At 72.7% G+C, this 16,202-nt stretch carries 13 protein-coding genes; 8 read left to right on the top strand and 5 right to left on the bottom strand.

The genetic code is table 11. The features are described 5' to 3' along the window. Window positions 1-20: 20 nt before the first annotated feature. Together J2X64_RS00065 and J2X64_RS00060 are read right to left on the bottom strand one after the other, a co-directional pair. A complete protein-coding gene (locus J2X64_RS00065; RefSeq protein ID WP_310147839.1) occupies window positions 21-761 on the bottom strand; it encodes an amino acid ABC transporter ATP-binding protein in 741 nt (246 codons plus the stop codon). A 69-nt stretch (window positions 762-830) separates the two neighbouring features. Beyond that, window positions 831-1,799, bottom strand: coding sequence for a glycosyltransferase family 2 protein (locus J2X64_RS00060; protein ID WP_310147836.1), 969 nt, complete (start codon window positions 1,797-1,799; stop codon window positions 831-833). Window positions 1,800-1,966: 167 nt separating this feature from the next. On the opposite strand from J2X64_RS00060, the gene J2X64_RS00055 reads away from it, so the two are divergent. The 6 genes from J2X64_RS00055 to J2X64_RS00030 are packed head-to-tail and all read left to right on the top strand — an operon-like array spanning window position 1,967 to window position 9,735. Next, entirely contained in the window at window positions 1,967-2,899 is a 933-nt protein-coding gene (locus tag J2X64_RS00055; RefSeq protein ID WP_310147834.1) for a glycosyltransferase, read from the top strand. Then, window positions 2,896-4,086 (top strand): UDP-galactopyranose mutase, encoded by a 1,191-nt coding sequence (gene glf, locus J2X64_RS00050; RefSeq protein ID WP_310147831.1) that lies wholly within the window; start codon window positions 2,896-2,898, stop codon window positions 4,084-4,086. Before J2X64_RS00055 ends, glf begins: the two co-directional genes overlap by 4 nt. Then, window positions 4,083-6,035 (top strand): glycosyltransferase, encoded by a 1,953-nt coding sequence (locus tag J2X64_RS00045; protein ID WP_310147828.1) that lies wholly within the window; start codon window positions 4,083-4,085, stop codon window positions 6,033-6,035. Before glf ends, J2X64_RS00045 begins: the two co-directional genes overlap by 4 nt. Further along, window positions 6,032-6,904 carry an ABC transporter permease gene (locus tag J2X64_RS00040; protein ID WP_310147826.1) on the top strand — a complete coding sequence of 291 codons (873 nt, stop codon included), beginning with the start codon at window positions 6,032-6,034 and terminating at the stop codon, window positions 6,902-6,904. The genes J2X64_RS00045 and J2X64_RS00040 overlap by 4 nt, the downstream gene beginning before the upstream one ends. A gap of 1 nt (window position 6,905) precedes the next feature. Continuing rightward, window positions 6,906-7,637: an ABC transporter ATP-binding protein gene (locus J2X64_RS00035; protein ID WP_310147823.1), complete on the top strand. Its 732-nt coding sequence runs from the start codon at window positions 6,906-6,908 to the stop codon at window positions 7,635-7,637. A 31-nt stretch (window positions 7,638-7,668) separates the two neighbouring features. Next, window positions 7,669-9,735, top strand: coding sequence for a DUF6541 family protein (locus J2X64_RS00030; protein WP_310147820.1), 2,067 nt, complete (start codon window positions 7,669-7,671; stop codon window positions 9,733-9,735). 236 nt (window positions 9,736-9,971) lie between these two features. Here the strand turns inward: J2X64_RS00030 and J2X64_RS00025 are convergent, their stop codons facing one another. Then, window positions 9,972-11,870 (bottom strand): potassium transporter Kup, encoded by a 1,899-nt coding sequence (locus tag J2X64_RS00025; RefSeq protein WP_310147815.1) that lies wholly within the window; start codon window positions 11,868-11,870, stop codon window positions 9,972-9,974. Between the two features lie 107 nt (window positions 11,871-11,977). Here J2X64_RS00025 and J2X64_RS00020 point away from each other — a divergent pair, with 107 nt between their 5' ends. After that, window positions 11,978-12,283 (top strand): hypothetical protein, encoded by a 306-nt coding sequence (locus tag J2X64_RS00020; RefSeq protein ID WP_310147810.1) that lies wholly within the window; start codon window positions 11,978-11,980, stop codon window positions 12,281-12,283. 222 nt (window positions 12,284-12,505) lie between these two features. Here the strand turns inward: J2X64_RS00020 and dctA are convergent, their stop codons facing one another. Further along, on the bottom strand, window positions 12,506-13,816 hold the full coding sequence (gene dctA, locus J2X64_RS00015) for a C4-dicarboxylate transporter DctA (RefSeq protein ID WP_310147807.1): 1,311 nt from the start codon (window positions 13,814-13,816) through the stop codon (window positions 12,506-12,508). A 63-nt stretch (window positions 13,817-13,879) separates the two neighbouring features. Then, window positions 13,880-15,010, bottom strand: coding sequence for a PrpF domain-containing protein (locus tag J2X64_RS00010; protein WP_310147804.1), 1,131 nt, complete (start codon window positions 15,008-15,010; stop codon window positions 13,880-13,882). Window positions 15,011-15,134: 124 nt separating this feature from the next. Between J2X64_RS00010 and J2X64_RS00005 the strand changes: the two genes are divergently transcribed. Further along, window positions 15,135-16,046, top strand: a complete 912-nt coding sequence (locus tag J2X64_RS00005; RefSeq protein WP_310147802.1) for a LysR family transcriptional regulator — start codon at window positions 15,135-15,137, stop codon at window positions 16,044-16,046. Window positions 16,047-16,202 lie beyond the last annotated feature (156 nt).

Below are 16,202 nucleotides of genomic sequence, written 5' to 3'. Positions count from 1 at the left end.
TTTCCTCCTGTTGTGGTGGTTCAGTGCGTCAGGATCTTGCCGAGGAAGTCCTTGGCGCGGTCCGAGGTCGGCGCCGTGAAGAACGTCTCGGGCGCGGCCTCCTCGACGATCTGGCCGTCGGCCATGAAGACGACGCGGTTGGCCGCCTTGCGGGCGAAGCCCATCTCGTGGGTGACGACGACCATGGTCATGCCGTCCCGGGCGAGGCCGACCATGACGTCGAGGACCTCGTTGATCATCTCGGGGTCCAGGGCCGAGGTCGGCTCGTCGAAGAGCATGACCTTGGGCTCCATGGCCAGGCTGCGGGCGATCGCCACGCGCTGCTGCTGGCCGCCGGAGAGCTGGGCCGGGTACTTCTGCGCCTGGTGGGCGACCCCGACGCGCTCGAGCAGCTCCAGCGCGCGTTTCTCGGCGTCCTTCTTCGGTGTCTTGCGCACCTTGATCGGGCCGAGCGTGACGTTCTCGAGGATCGTCTTGTGGGCGAAGAGGTTGAAGGACTGGAAGACCATGCCGACGTCGGCCCGCAGCTGCGCGAGCTCCTTGCCCTCCTCGGGGAGGGGCTTGCCGTCGATGGTGATCGAGCCGGTCTCGAATGTCTCGAGCCGGTTGATCGTGCGGCACAGGGTGGACTTCCCCGAGCCGGAGGGGCCGATGACGACGACGACCTCGCCCTTGCCGATGGACAGGTTGATGTCCTGCAGGACGTGGAGGTCGCCGAAGTGCTTGTTGACGCCTTCGAGGACGACGAGTGGCTCCGTCATGCGGGGCAACCTACCCGTTGCCGGACGATCCGTCCTTGCCCGGCCCCCCGGAAACGGGGCAAACCGGACCTACGCGACGCGTCGGGACGGGGCGGAGCCGAAGTGCTCGAGCCGGCCCGCGCGGTGGTGACTGCGCCAGTTCGCGAAGCCGGCCGGGTCGCGCTGCTGGACGAGGAAGTACCAGGCGTACCGGAGCGCGTCGGGACCTCGTCGCCAGCGCAGCCCGGGCTGGTTCGTGAGGTAGCCGAGGTTGCGGAAGGTGAGGTCCCGGCGGCTCGGGTCGCGGGGCACCAGGACGTGGGCACGACCGCCCCACAGGGGCGCCCAGTCGTCGTGCCCCTGGGGGTGGTGGTATGCGGCGGGGGCACACGTGCCGAACGCGAGGCCGCTGCGACGCAGCCGGCGGTGGATCTCGACCTCGTCCCCGCGGACGAACAGGCGCGAGTCGGGCACCCCGACGACGTCGAGGGCCCGGGCGGAGAAGAGTGCCCCGTTGAACAGGTTGGCCACGTCCGGCACGAGGACGTCAGGGCCGAGCTCGGCGGCCCGGCGCACCCACCGCAGGCCGCGGCGCAGGGGGAAGGCGAGCCGGTCGGGGTCCTCCTCGTCGACCACGAGCGGCGAGACGACGTCGAGGTCGTGGTCGGCGGCGCAGGCGAGCAGCCGACCGAGGGTCCACGGCGACCCGGGCATGCCGTCGTCGTCGGCGAGCCACACCCAGTCGGCGCCCAGGGCGCGTGCGGTGAGCACCCCGTACGCGAAACCGCCTGCGCCTCCGAGGTTGGCCCGTGAGGGCAGGTAGGTGTGCGGCAGCCCGCACTCGGCCACGACCCGCTCGGTGTCGGGGTGGGCGCCGTTGTCGACGACGACGACGTGGTCGGGCCGGCGGGTCTGGGCGGCCACGGCGCGCAGGCACCGGCGCAGCAGGGGAGCGCGGTCCCGCGTCACGACGACGCACACGAGCCGCGTGGGGTCGGCCGAGGCCGAGACGGCGGTGGCGGGTCCGTGGACGGAGGCGGTGAGGGGCAGGTGCGGCACCGGCCCGACGCTAGGCAGCCCGGGCGAGCGTCGGGGGCCCGTGCGGTGAACGCACGGTGCACCGCACGCGTCCGTTCCCGGACCGGCCACAAGTTGTGGCGGGCGGGCTCACTGCGGGCCACGAGTTGTTCACCGGGGCGTCGGCTGCGCTCCCTACCTTCGGCGCCGTGAGCACCCCCTTCTCCCTGCTGCTGCCGGTCTACCGCGGCGACCGGGCCGACCACCTCATCCGGGCGTTCCAGAGCACGGTGACGGAGCAGACCCTCCGGCCCTCGGAGGTCGTCGTGGTCCAGGACGGCCAGATCACGGCCGACCTCGCCTCCGCCCTCGAGCGCCTCGAGTCGGCCAGCCCGGTGCCGGTCCGGCGGCTGCGCCTGACGCACAACGTCGGCCTCGCCCAGGCGCTGCAGTGCGGCCTGTCTGCCTGCAGCCACGAGGTGGTCGCGCGGATGGACGCCGACGACATCAGCCTGCCGCACCGCTTCGCCACGCAGGTGCCGCTCGTCGAGTCGGGCGTCGACCTCGTCGGGTCCTCGCTCGTCGAGTTCGGCGAGGACGCCGACGGCACCTCGACCCGCACCCTGCGGATCCCGCCGCTCGCGCCGGCCGACATCGCCGAGCAGGCGCGGCTGCGCAGCCCGTTCAACCACCCCACCGTCGTCTACCGGCGCTCCGCCGTGCTGCAGGCCGGCGGGTACCGCGAGCTGCCGCTGCTCGAGGACTACTGGCTGTTCACCCGGATGATCGACTCCGGCGCGGTGGTCGCCAACATCGAGGAGCCGCTCGTGCTCTACCGGGTCGACGCCGGGTCGTACGAGCGCCGCGGCGGCTGGCGGCTGCTCCGCTCGGAGGTCGGGCTGCAGCGCCGGCTGCGGGCCGAGGGCTTCACCACCCGGGGGCAGGCCGCCCGCAACCTCGCCGTGCGCGGCGGCTACCGGGTCGTGCCCGTGGCACTGCGCAGGAGCCTGTACCGCCGACGGTTCACCACCGACGGCCCGCTCGCGGCCACCCTGCCGCCCGCCCTGCCGCCCGCCCTGCCGTCGGCCCTGCCGCCCGCCCTGCCGTCGGCACCCGCGGGTCCCCGGGGGGAGGTCGCATGAGGGCCGACCTGGTCGTCGTGGGGTCCGGGCTCTTCGGCCTCACGGTCGCCGAGCAGGCCGCGCAGCGCGGGCTGGACGTGGCGGTCGTCGAGCGCCGGGACCACGTGGGCGGGAACGCCTGGAGCGAGCGCGACCCCGACACGGGCATCGAGGTGCACCGGTACGGCGCGCACCTGTTCCACACCTCCAACGAGCGCGTGTGGGAGTACGTCAACCGCTTCACGGCCTTCACGGCATACCGGCACCGGGTCTGGACGGTGCACCGCGGCGAGGTGTTCCCGCTGCCCATCAACCTGGGCACGGTGAACCAGTTCTTCCGCGCGAACCTCGGCCCGCAGGCGGCGCGCGAGCTCGTCGCCCGCCAGGCCGCCGAGGTGACCGGCGAGCCGGCGAACCTCGAGGAGAAGGCGGTCTCGCTCATCGGCCGCCCGCTCTACGAGGCCTTCGTCCGCGGGTACACCGCCAAGCAGTGGCAGACCGACCCCACCGAGCTGCCCGCGGAGGTCATCAGCCGCCTGCCGGTGCGCTACACGTACGACAACCGCTACTTCGACGACCGCTTCGAGGGCCTGCCCGTCGACGGGTATGCCGCGTGGCTGACCCGCATGGCGGACCACCCGCGGATCTCGGTGCACCTCGAGACGGACTTCCTCGCCGAGGGCCACGCCCTGTCCCGGGACGCGGTGCGGGGGAACGTGCCGGTGGTCTACACCGGTCCGCTGGACCGCTACTTCGGGGACGCGCACGGGGCCCTCGGCTGGCGCACCCTGGACTTCGAGCGCGAGGTGCTGCCCGTGGGCGACTTCCAGGGGGCGCCGGTCGTCAACTACGCAGACGACGACGTCGACTTCACGCGCATCCTCGAGTTCCGGCACTTCCATCCCGAGCGGGACCACCCGACGGACAGGACGGTGGTGGTGCGGGAGTACTCGCGGTTCGCCGGGCCGGGTGACGAGCCGTACTACCCGGTGAACACGCCCGAGGACCGCCGGCGGCTCCTGGCCTACCGGGAGCTGGTGGCGCAGGAGCGCAGCCAGGGCGTCGTCTTCGGCGGCCGGCTCGGCTCCTACCAGTACCTCGACATGCACATGGCGATCGCCTCCGCCCTAAGGACGGTCGACGACCTCGACGACCTGGTGGCGACCGTTCCCGCGGCCGGCCGGCGCCTGTCGGAGGTGGTCGTGTGACCTCGCCGGCCACCGGGGGATCCGTGCTCGCCCGGGTCGTGCTGCCGACCGACGGCGACCTCGACGTCCTGCCGCTCTACGTCGACGGCCAGCAGGTGCCGACCGTCCTCGACGACGAGGAGGGCACCGTCCTGCCCGTGCCGTACGACCAGAACCCGGACCAGGTGGTGGGGCGTCGGGGCTACCGGGTCGGGCACGGCCGGCGCGCGTCCTTCGCGACCTACTTCAACGCCTTCCCGGCGTCGTACTGGCGGCGCTGGACCGAGCTGCGCTCGGTGGTGCTGCGGGTCCGCGCCACCGGTACCGGCACGCTGCTGGTCTACCGCTCGTCGGCCGTCGGTGCCGTGGCCCGTGTCGCGGCCGAGCGGCTCGACGGGACGGCAGAGGTCCGCGTCCCCCTGCCGCTCGACGCGTTCGGCGACGGTGGCTGGTACTGGTTCGACCTCGTGGCGGGCAGCTCCGAGCTCGTCCTCGACGAGGCCGACTGGCTCGCCGAGGAAGCTGCGCCGCACCCCGGCACGGCGACGGTCGGGATCACCACCTTCAACCGGCCGGCATACTGCACCGCGCTGCTCCGGCAGCTCGGGGACGGAGAGCTCGACGACGTGCTCGACGAGGTGCTCGTGGTCGACCAGGGGACCGACCGGGTCCGGGCCGACGACGGGTATGCCGCGGCCGCGGCCGGGCTGGGGGAGCGGCTGCGGGTGTTGGAGCAGCCGAACGTGGGCGGCTCCGGAGGGTTCTCGCGGTCGATGCTCGAGACCCTGGACGCCGGGCACAGCGACCACGTCCTGCTGCTCGACGACGACGTGGTCTGCGAGCCCGAGGGGATCCGGCGGGCCGTCGTCTTCGCCGGCTGGACGACCACCCCGACCGTGGTGGGCGGGCACATGTTCTCGATGCACCGCAGGTCGGTGCTGCACGCGTTCGCCGAGCGCGTGGTGCCGTGGCAGTTCCGGTGGACCCCTGCGGCCGCGACCGAGCACGACCACGACCTGGCCCACTCCAACCTGCGCTCCACGCCCTGGCTGCACCGGCGGGTGGGTGCCGACTACAACGGCTGGTGGATGTGCCTGCTCCCCGTCGCCGTGCTGCGGGAGGTGGGGCTGTCGCTGCCGGTCTTCATCAAGTGGGACGACGCCGAGTTCGGCCTGCGTGCAGGGGCCGCCGGCTTCCCGACGGTCTCGCTGCCCGGGGCGGCGGTGTGGCACGTCCCGTGGACCGACAAGGACGACAGCGTCGACTGGCAGGCGTACTTCCACGCCCGGAACCGGTTCGTCGCCGCGCTGCTGCACTCGCCGTACGATCGCGGTGGCCGCATGGTGCGCGAAAGCCTGGCCATCCAGCTCAAGCACCTCATGGCCATGCAGTACTCCGCCGCCGCGCTGCGCCACCAGGCCCTGCTCGACGTGCTCTCCGGGCCCGAGCACCTGGTGGGGTCACTCACGACGACGCTGCCGCGCGTCCGGGCGCTGCGGGGCCAGTTCGTCGACGCCCGGGTGTCCGTCGAGCGCGGGGACCTGCCGCCGGTTCGTCCCGGCCGCCCGCGCAAGCGGGACGTGGTCACCGCCAAGCCGAGGACGCGGGCGCAGGTGCTCGCCTCTGCCGCCCTGGGCCTCGCGCGCCAGCTGCGACCGGTGGCGGCCACCGCCTCGACCGCCCCGGAGCGCGAGGTGGCGGCGGTGGACGCCGGCTGGTGGACACTGTTCCGGCTGGACTCCGCGCTGGTCTCGACCACCGACGGCACCGGTGCGTCGTGGCACCGCCGCGACCGTGCGGCGGCTGTCGACGCGACCCGGCGGGCGGTCGCCGTGCACGAGCAGCTGCTGCGCGAGTGGCCCCGCCTCGCGCAGGAGTACCGCGCCGCCCTGCCCGACCTCGTGGGCGTCGACGCCTGGCGCAAGGCACTGGACCTGCCGGTCGCCGACACCACGGAGCAGGCGCCGTGAGCGTCACCGCGATCGACCCGGCGCCCCTCGTCGTCCAAGGGCGCGGGGGCGGCCTGCGTGAGGTGGGCCGACGGCGCTACCTGCTCACGCTGCTCGTCCGCAAGGAGCTGCGGGTCCGCTACCGCGCCTCGGTGCTCGGGCTCGGCTGGTCCTACGTCAAGCCTGCCGCGCAGTTCGGCGTCTACTTCGTCGGCCTCGGGATGGTGTTGCGGCAGAACGCGATCGGCGACTACGCCGTCTATCTCTTCGGTGGACTCGTGGTCGTCACAGCGTTCAGCGAGGCAGTCGGCAACGCCACCCGCTCGGTCGTGACGAACGCCGACCTGGTCCGCAAGATCTTCCTGCCGCGTGAGCTGTTCCCGGTGGCGAGCCTGTGCGTCAGCGCCGTGCACCTCGGGCCGCAGCTGCTGGTCCTCCTCACGGGCGCGCTCGTCGCGGGGTGGCGCCCCGACCCCGTCGGCCTGCTGGCGCTGGTCGTGGGGCTGCTGCTCACGGGGCTGCTCGCCCTCGGCCTCGGCCTGCTGCTCGGCGCCGTCAACGTGCTCTTCCGCGACGTCGAGAACCTGGTCGACCTCGTCCTCATGGTGCTCGTGTGGACCAGTCCCGTCCTCTACCCGTGGCAGCGGGTCGCCGACCTCCTCGGCCACGGCTCGGTGTGGTTCGCGGCATACCAGGCGAACCCTCTCACCGTCGCCGTCGAGCTGGTGCACCGCGGCACGTGGTCGCACGCGTCCCCGGCCAACGCCGCCGCCGGCCCGGACGGGCTCGTGGCGCGCACGGTCGTGGCCATCGCGATCGCCTCCCTGTTGCTCCTCGTGGGCCAGGCCGTCTTCCGCCGGCTCTCGGGCCGCTTCGCCCAGGAGCTCTGACGTGCGTCCCCGCAGCGCGATCGAGGTCGACGGCGCCTCCAAGCAGTTCCGGCTCCGGCACACCCACTCGCTCAAGGAGAGCCTCGTCTGGGCGGTGCAGGGACGCAGCCGCACCGACGAGTTCCAGGCCCTGCACCCGCTCGACCTGCGCATCGACGAGGGCGAGTGCGTGGCCCTGCTCGGCCGCAACGGGTCGGGCAAGTCCACGCTGCTCAAGCTCATCGCGGGCGTGATGGCGGCCGACACCGGCGAGGTCCGGGTCCGCGGCCGGCTCGCCGGCCTGCTCGAGGTCGGGGCCGGCTTCCACCCCGACCTGACCGGCCGGGAGAACGTCCACCTCAACGCCTCGATCCTCGGGGTGGAGCGGTCGCTCATCGAGGCGCGGTTCGACGACATCGTCGAGTTCGCCGACATCGGGCCGTTCCTCGACACGCAGGTGCGCTTCTACTCCTCGGGCATGTTCCTGCGGCTCGCCTTCGCCGTGGCGGTCCACACCGAACCCGACGTCTTCCTGGTCGACGAGATCCTGGCCGTGGGCGACGAGCCGTTCCGGGCCAAGTGCCTGCAGCGGATCGGCGAGCTCGCCGCCGAGGGGCGCACGCTCGTCGTCGTCAGCCACGACCTGCCCCTGGTCGAGAGACTGTGCACCCGTGGTGTGGTGCTCGAGCACGGTCGGGTCGTGGCGGACGGGCCGGTGGGCGAGTCCGTGGGCCGCCTCCGGGCGGCGGGGTGAGCGGCGGCACCGTGCGGCCGGCGGGCGCAGCGTGAGCTGGGTCGGGGCGGTGCCGGCGGTCGCCACCGCGGCACTGGCGCTGTTGCTGCCAGGTCTCCTGCTCGGGTGGTGCCTGCGGCTGCGCGGCACCCTGCTCGCCGGGCTCGCCGCCCCGCTGTCGGTGACGGTGGTGTCGGTGACCGGGGTGCTGGCCCAGCTCGTGGGCGTCCCGTTCGGGGCGGTCCCCGTGCTGCTGTCCACGGTGGTGGCCGGGCTCGTCGGTGCTTGCGTGGTGGTGCTGCTCGACCGCAGTCCAAGCCCGAGCGCGGCACGGCCCGTGGCCCGGGCTTCGGCACGGTCCGCGGCCCTGCGCGCAGCACGGCGCGCCGTTGCCACCCGCGCACCGGACCGTCCCCGCGTCCTGGCCGCCGGCCTGGCCGGCTGCGTCGTGGCAGCCGGCTGCGGCACGCTCGCCGTGCGCCGCGGCATACCCGACCCGGCGTCGTTCCCGCAGACCTACGACGCGGTGTTCCACCTCTCCGCGGTCTGGCACGTCGTGCGCACGGGTGACGGGTCCGCGCTCACCCTCGGCGTGGTCGCCTCGCCGGGACGCACGCACGCCTTCTACCCGGCGGCCTGGCACGACGTGGCCGCGCTCGTGGTCCAGCTGTCGGGTGCGCCGGTCACGGTGGCGGCCAGCGCGGTGTCGCTCGCCGTCGTCGCCATCGTGTGGCCACTGAGCTCCCTCCTGCTGGCCAGGGCCGCGTTCGGCCCGAGGCCGGCCGTGCTCTTCGCGGCCGCCGCCGTGTCGACCGGCTTCTCCGCGGCGCCCTACCTCCTGCTGTCGTACGGCACGCTGTGGCCGAACGCGCTCGGGACCGCGCTCCTGCCGGCCGTCCTGGGAGTCGCCGTGTCGCTGGCCCGGCGCGACGGTGTCGCCTGGCCCTCGGCTCTCGCGGTCGCGGTCGCCGTCCTGCCCGGCCTCGCGCTGGCCCACCCGAACGTGGTGGTGAGCGCCCTGCTGCTCGTGACGGCCCTGGTGGCAACCGAGGCGGGCCGGTGGGCGGGCGCCCGGCACCCACGCCGCCGCCGCCGCGTGACGACCGTGGTGACGGCGGGGCTGGTGGTCGGGCTCGTCGAGCTGTGGCTCGTCGCCCGGTCCCCGCTCTTCGCCACCACGCGCGGCACGTCGTGGCCGTCGAGGCAGACGGTGGCGCAGGCGGCCGGCGAGTGGTTCGCGGCGGCGCCGATGCGAGCGCCCGTCCCGTGGGTGCTCGCCGTCCTCGTGCTGGTGGGCCTCGGGGTCGCCGCGCGCACCCCCCGCCACCACTGGCTCGCCGTGACGCACCTCGTGGCCGGCGCGGCATACGTCCTCGTCGCGGGCAGCGACGGACCGGTGGCCCGCGCGCTGTCCGGTCCCTGGTACGACGACCCGTTCCGCCTCGCTGCGCTGCTCGGCGTGACCGCGGTGCCGCTGGCGGCCCTGGGGTCGTGGCGGCTCGCAGTCGTCGTGGCGGGCGCCTCGAGGGCGTGGCGGTGTCCCGCGTTCGTCGCGAGTCTGCGCAGACCGGGGCCCGCCGTGGCGACGCTCACCCTGCTGGTCCTGCTCGTGGGCGGCGGCGGGTATGCCGGTGCCAACGCGCGGGTGCTCGCGACCTGGTACGCCGGTGGTGCCCTCGCGGGGGCGCCGGAGCAGGCGCTCCTGCGGAGCCTCGGGCGGATCGTGCCGCCGGGTGAGTCGGTGGCGGGCAGCCCGTGGACCGGCGCGTCCCTGTCGGGGCCGCTCGGTGGGAGGGACGCGGTGTTCCCGCACCTCAGCGGCGGGTGGGGGAGCGACCGCGAGCTGGTGGCGGCCCGCCTCGACGAGGCCGCCACCGACCCCGGGGTCTGCGCGGCCGTGCGACGGCTGCACGTCGGCTACGTCCTCGACGGCCCCAGCACCTTCTGGCCGGACGACCCCCGGCAGGACGCGTACCCGGGCCTGCGCGTGGCAGGGGCGCCGGGTTTCGAGCCCGTCGCGACGGGCGGACGGCTGACGCTGTACCGGGTCACCGCGTGCGACCCGGTGACGGCGGCTCCCACGCTCGCGGCACAGGCGGGTCGACGGGCGTCCGGCTGAGGGCGGAATCGCCGCTGTGCGCCCCCATGGCCGAAAGTAAAGGTTTCGTCCCTTCCGGCCTGCACGTGCAGATCAGGAGTAGCCTCGAAGAGGTAGTCGGGCGTGCACCCCCGTCATCGGCCCGCCACCGCGCCAGGAGTTCCCTCGGGACCCCGGCGGTGCGACCTCCGGGTCGCGCAGTGCCCCCGCCGAGTTCCCACAGCGGGGGCACTGCAACGACATGGCCCCGGTGCGGGTCAGAAGACCACGGTGGCACCCATCGCGACCGTCCGGTCGGCCGGCAGCCGGAAGTACTCGACCGGGGACGCCGCGTTGTGCGCCAGGGCCAGGAAGAGCCGCTTGCGCCACGCGGGCAGCTCGGTGCCCGGACCGCGCTGGAGGGCGATGCGGGACAGGAAGTAGTACGCGTCGTCGGGGTCGACCTCGACCAGGCCGCGGTCTCGGGCCAGCCTCAGGGCCTTCGGGACGTCCTGGTCCTCCTGGAACCCGAACCGCAGCGTGAGGTGCGTGATCGCGTCGTAGGGGTCACCGAGGTCGTCGACCTCCACGCGGTCGGAGTCGGCCACCACAGGGATGTTCTCCGACGTGGTGCTGACGATGAGGACCGTCTCGTGGATCACGTGGTTGAACGTCGCGTTCTCGCGCAGCGCCAGTGGTGTCGACGTCTTGTCGGGGTGCAGGAAGACCGCCGTGCCCGGCACCTTGCCGACCGGGTCGTCCTGCAGCCAGTCGATGAACGGCTCGAGCGGGCCCTCCATGCCGGAGCGGCGGTCGGTGACGAGGGTGCGCCCTCGCTGCCAGGTCAGCATGACGGTCGCGACCAGTACCGCGATGAGCAGGGGGAGCCAGCCGCCGTGCAGCACCTTGGTCAGGTTTGCCCCGAAGAACGTCAGCTCGAGGACGAGCAGGGGCACTGCCAGCAGGGCCAGCTGCACCCGGCTCCAGCCCCAGGCCGACTCGGCCAGGATGAGGAACAGGGTGGTCGTGATGAGGAAGGTGCCGGTCACCGCGAGGCCGTACGCCGTGGCGAGCCGCTGGGAGGACTGGAACGTGACCAGGAGCAGCATGACACCGACGAACAGGGTCCAGTTGACCGCAGGCACGTAGATCTGGCCGTGCTCCTGCCGGGACGTGTGGCGCACGGTGAGCCGCGGCAGGTAGCCGAGCCGCTCCGCCTGCCGCGACACCGAGAAGGCACCGGAGATGACGGCCTGCGACGCGATGACCGTCGCGGCGGTCGCCAGGACGACGAGCGGGACCCCGAGGGCGTCCGGGGCGAGGTGGAAGAACGGGTTGGCCGCGGTGTCCGGGTGCTGCAGGATCATGGCGCCCTGACCGAGGTAGTTCAGCGTCAGTGCGGGGAACACCACGACGAACCACGCCCGGCTGATCGGACCCCGCCCGAAGTGGCCCATGTCCGCGTACAGCGCCTCCGCACCGGTGATCGACAGGACCACCGCGCCCATGGCGACGAACGCGATGAAGGGGTGGTCGACGACGAACAGGACGGCGTGGTGCGGTGAGAGCCCGCCGAGGATCGCCGGGTCCTGCACGACCTGCGCCGCGCCGAGGACCCCGAGCACGAGGAACCACAGCACCATCACCGGGCCGAAGAAGCGTCCGACGAGCTGGGTGCCGTACCGCTGCACCCCGAACAGCAGGGCGATGATCGCCGCGCCGATCGGGACGACGAGGTGGCCGAGCTGGGGCGCCGGCACCGAGAGGCCCTCGATCGCCGACATCACCGAGATGGCGGGCGTGATGACGCTGTCGCCGTAGAACAGCGACGCCCCGAGCACGCCGAGCAGCATGACGAGCGTGAACCGCCTGCCGCCGGGGCGCACCGACCGCCTGGCCAGGGCCGCGAGGGCCATGACGCCGCCCTCACCGTCGTTGTCAGCGCGCAGGATGAAGTACACGTACTTCACCGACACGACCAGGGTGATCGCCCAGAACACGAGGGAGATCACGCCGTAGACGTCACCCGGTGAGGTCTTCACCATGTTGTGGTCGATCGAGAAGACCGTCTGCAGGGCGTACAGCGGGCTGGTGCCGATGTCGCCGAAGACGACGCCCAGGGCGGCCAGCGCGAGTCCTGCGCCTCGTCGCGGGGCGTGGCCCGGTTCGTGTGTCACAGGACGATGATCCTCCCACGGTGGTGGTGTGACCCGGCGCACCCGGTCCGACTGGTGGGCCCCGGTATGCCGTGTGCCCGGGGTGCGGGGGTGACCAACGATCACCCTTGCCTCGGGCTGACGGGAAGCCCGGCCATGGCCGCGGGTTCGGGCGCCGCCACGGCATACACGTCACCGCCGCCGAGGGATCGCTCGTCGGACTCGGCTGCCAGCCGCCGTCGTACACGGGCAACTCCGCCCACGAGTGCATGGTCGAGCCCGAGGGCCACTCGACCATCACGGTCCAGGGCAACGTCGCCGCCACCGACGCGCTCGCCTTCCTCCTCAACGGCGCGACGGTCAACGGCACCTTCACGGGTGGCGGCTCGGAGATCCCGTGGTCGATCAAGAACAACACCACGGCAAGAACCTGACCTGCATGGGGCTCACGCCGGGTGTGTCCGGCGGGTTCGTCCCCGGCAGCGTCAACGTCGTGGGCCGCAACGCGATCGGGCAGTGCGCCTCGCTCGTCTGAACGAGGTTCACCCGGCCAGTCCGTAGGGGCCGCACCGGCGCCCGCCTGCCACCCCACGTCGGGGTGGCAGGCGGGCTCGTGGGTTGCAGGTCGGGCCTTCTGCAGGTGCTGCGGCTCCGCGTCAGTGGCTGGGGACAGCCGCCGCGAGAGCCCGCCGCTCCGCGGGTGAGGGGACGAAGCCGGAGTGCGGCTCGGCCCGCAGCACCTCGACGTCCAGGGCCTTCTGCCACCGTGCGACGGCGATGCAGCAGACGACGTTGCAGACCGTGCTCGTGAGGGCGCGCGCCTCGCTCATGAAGCGGTCGATCCCCACGATCAGGGCGACACCGGCCACCGGCACGTGCGGCATCACGGACAGGGTCGCCACGAGGGCGACGAAGCCGCTGCCGGTGACGCCCGCCGCACCCTTCGACGTGAGCAGCATCATGCCCAGCATGAGCGCGATCTCGCCCCAGCCCAGGTGGATGTCACAGGCCTGGGCGATGAACATCGAGGCCAGGGTCAGGTAGACGGCGGTGCCGGTCAGGTTGAAGGAGTAGCCGGTCGGCACGACGAGCCCGACCACGCCGCGGTCGCACCCGAGCCGTTCGAGCTTGGACAGCAGGCGCGGCAGCACCGGCTCGCTCGAGGAGGTCGCGAGCACGATGAGGATCTCGTCGCGGAAGTACTTCAGGACCTGCCAGAGGCTGACCCCGCTGGCCCTCGCCACGATGCCCAGGCCGACGACGACGAAGACGACGCACGCCAGGTAGAAGGCGAGGATCAGCAGGCCCAGGTTGCCGATGGAGTGGGCGCCGTACTTGCCGACGGTGAAGGCCATGGCGCCGAAGGCGCCGATCGGCGCGAACCGCATCAGGAAGCCGAAGACGACGAAGAAGAGACGGTTGAAGCTGTTCACCACGTCGAGGGCGAGCTGTCCCGTCGGCCCCAGCCTGGTGAAGGCGAAGCCGCACAGCAGGGCGAGAAGGAGGACGGGCAGGACCTGCCCGTCGGCGAAGGCACCGACGAACGTCGTCGGGATCAGTCCGAGCAGGAACTCGACCGGCGTGCTGTCCTTCAGCTCACCGCTGACCTTGGCCGCCACGCTGCCGTCGAGGTGGGCCGGGTCGACGTGCATTCCCGTGCCCGGGTGGAGGAGCAGCACCGCCCCCAGGCCGAGCGCGAGGGCGAGCGCGGTGAGCGCGTAGAAGAGCCCAAGGGCCCGCAGGAGCGTGGGGCCGACCTTCTTGACGTCGGTCATCGAGGTGATGCCGCTGACGATGGTGCAGAACACGATCGGGGCGATCATGAACTTCACCAGCTTCACGAAGGCGTCGCCGAGGGGCTTGAGGCCGGCACCGAGGTCGGGCCACAGGGCCCCGACGAGGATGCCCAGCGCCACACCGAGCAGGACCTGGACGTAGAGGTGCCCGAGGATTGGTTTGATCTTCATTGAACAACTTCCTGGGTCGGCCCCCCGGTGACGAGAGGCGCATCTGAGGGTAGGTGGTGTCGCCTAAGCCACGGTCCGTGCGACCTCGATCTGGGCGACTGCGAGCTGTCGAGCGGCGCGGTCGAGGACGACCTCGACGACGGCGCCGTCCGCGTCGGTCACGACCTCGGTCGTGACCACGCCCGCAGGGGTGCCGATGCGAAGCCGGCGCGTTCCCTCCGCATCGGGGGAGGGACGCAGGCTGCGGGCGACGAGCGAGCCGGGGATGGTGGCCGCGGTGGAGACCGCGACGGCCGAGGTCAGGCCGATCGCGGGGTGGGGGGCGAACATCGAGAGCATCCGCACCCGCAGGTCGTGGGTGTCGGCCGCGACGTGCGACCCGTCGGCTGCCGTGTACGGGGCTGGGGGAGCGACCAGCCCGACCTTCGGGATCGCGTGCTGCGGCGGGTCGTCGGGGGCGCGCAGCCCCATCGCGAGACCGGCCGCGGCCCGCAGCTCCAGGAGCCCGGGCATCCGGTCGTCGAGCGGCGCCGTCATGGAGGACAGGTCGACGCCGAGGTCGCTCGCTTGCGCGAAGACGGCCGGAGCGCCGGCATCGACCATCGTCACCCCGACCGCAGCGCCCCGGGCGAGCGGGAGGCGGTCGCTCGCGCTCCCGGTGGGCAGCAGCGCTCCGGTCGTCTGCCCCCAGGGCGCGTGGAAGGACAGCCGCACCGGGACACCCGGTGCGGTGCTGCCGGGGACGCGCGCCTGCCCGGAGGTGGGAACCCGCCGGCGGGGCGTGGCGACGGTGCCGCTCAGGACGGCTCCCGTGTTCAGGTTCCGCATCGTCACCCGGGTCGCGACGTCCCCGGCGGGGACGATCCCGTTCTGGACCGCGAACAGGGCGATGGCCGTGGCGCAGTTGCCGCAGTTGGAGCCCAGCTCGACGGTGGCCTGCCCGATGCCGACCTGGGCGAAGAGGTACTCGAGGTCCGCCGGGCCGTCGGGGGTGGCCGTGATGACGGCTGCCTTCGAGGTGGTCGACGTCCCGCCACCCACGCCGTCGAGCTGCCGGGAGTCGGCCGCACCGAAGGCGTCGGCCAGGAGGGCCAGCACGTCATCACGCGTGGCCGCGTGCCGGGCCACGTCACCCGCGTCGAACAGCCAGCACTTGCTGGTGCCGCCTCGGTACCACTGCCCCCGGAGCTGCACGTCCTTCTCCTGTCCGTCGTGGGGGCCGCTGTGACCCCTGTCCACGGACAACCATCCCGACCCTTCGACTTCAGCACAATCACAGGAAAGTGGACCGGTATGCGGTTTTGCTAAAGTCGTGTGCATGGCGGAGATGGACCTGCGGCGACTCCACGTCCTCCGCGAGGTGGGTCGTTGCGGATCGCTGACGGCGGCAGCGGCAGCGCTGTCCTTCACGACGTCGGCCGTGTCCCAGCAGGTGACCAAGCTCGAGCGCGACATGGGCGTGCCCCTGCTCGAACGTCACCCGCGAGGCGCCGTCCTGACCGAGGCCGGTCGAGCCCTTCTCCGGTATGCCGAGGACATCGACCGGACCATCGACGCCGCCCGCGCCGAGATGGGGGAGTTCGCCGACCTGCGTCGCGGCCAGCTGCGGCTGGGCACCTTCCCGACGGTGGGCGCCTCGCTCATGCCCGAGGTCGTGCTGGCCTTCCGCGCCCGCCACCCCGAGGTGGCCGTCACGGTGGTCAGTGCCCGGCGCGCCGGGCTCGTCGACAGGCTCAAGCGGCGTGACATCGAGCTGACGCTGCTGTGGGACTACCCGTGGCAGCGCGTCGAGGACGCCGAGCTCTCGACGACCACGCTGCGCAAGGACCCGACGCTCCTGCTCCTCCCGCGCAGCCACCCGCTGGCAGGCGCCGACGTCGTCAGGGTGGAGCAGCTGCGTGATGAGCAGTGGGTGGTCCGGGACGAGCACCCGGTGGCTGACGTGCTGCGGCGCGTGTGCCGTCGTGCGGGTTTCGAGCCGGACGTCGCCTTCGCCGCGAACGACTACCAGGAGACCCAGGGGATGGTCGCGGCCGGGATCGGGATCGCCCTCGCACCCCAGCTGGCCCTCAGTGCCCTCCGGCCCGACATCGTGGCGGTGCCGTTGAAGGACTCTCCCAGCCGCCGGATCCTGTTGGCACGCCTGGCGGACCGGACGCTGAGTGCGGCCGGGCGCGAGGCCACTACGGTGTTCCGCAGCGTCGCCGCCGGAACCGGCCGCCGCGGCTAGGTGTACTGACCGGGCACGTTGGTTGAGGGAGTGTGATTCCTCGATCTGAGGGGATGACGTGGGAGGGCCTCCCGCGGTGGAGTGGAACTGCTGAAGGTTCACTTCGCCAAACAGGAGGCCCTCGTGTCCCACGCTAACGCTGCGTTGACTCCTCGT

The organism is Phycicoccus sp. 3266, assembly GCF_031456495.1.
Lineage (GTDB): Bacteria > Actinomycetota > Actinomycetes > Actinomycetales > Dermatophilaceae > Pedococcus.
Note: the sequence above shows the minus strand (reverse complement) of the source record. Positions and strands in the feature narration are given on the sequence as shown.

Bases quoted from the DNA above. Each gene is read 5' to 3' on its own strand.
- J2X64_RS00065 (WP_310147839.1), bottom strand. From the start codon at position 761: ATGACGGAGCCACTCGTCGTCCTCGAAGGCGTCAACAAGCACTTCGGC.
- glf (WP_310147831.1), top strand. From the start codon at position 2,896: ATGAGGGCCGACCTGGTCGTCGTGGGGTCCGGGCTCTTCGGCCTCACG.
- dctA (WP_310147807.1), bottom strand. From the start codon at position 13,816: ATGAAGATCAAACCAATCCTCGGGCACCTCTACGTCCAGGTCCTGCTC.
- J2X64_RS00005 (WP_310147802.1), top strand. From the start codon at position 15,135: ATGGCGGAGATGGACCTGCGGCGACTCCACGTCCTCCGCGAGGTGGGT.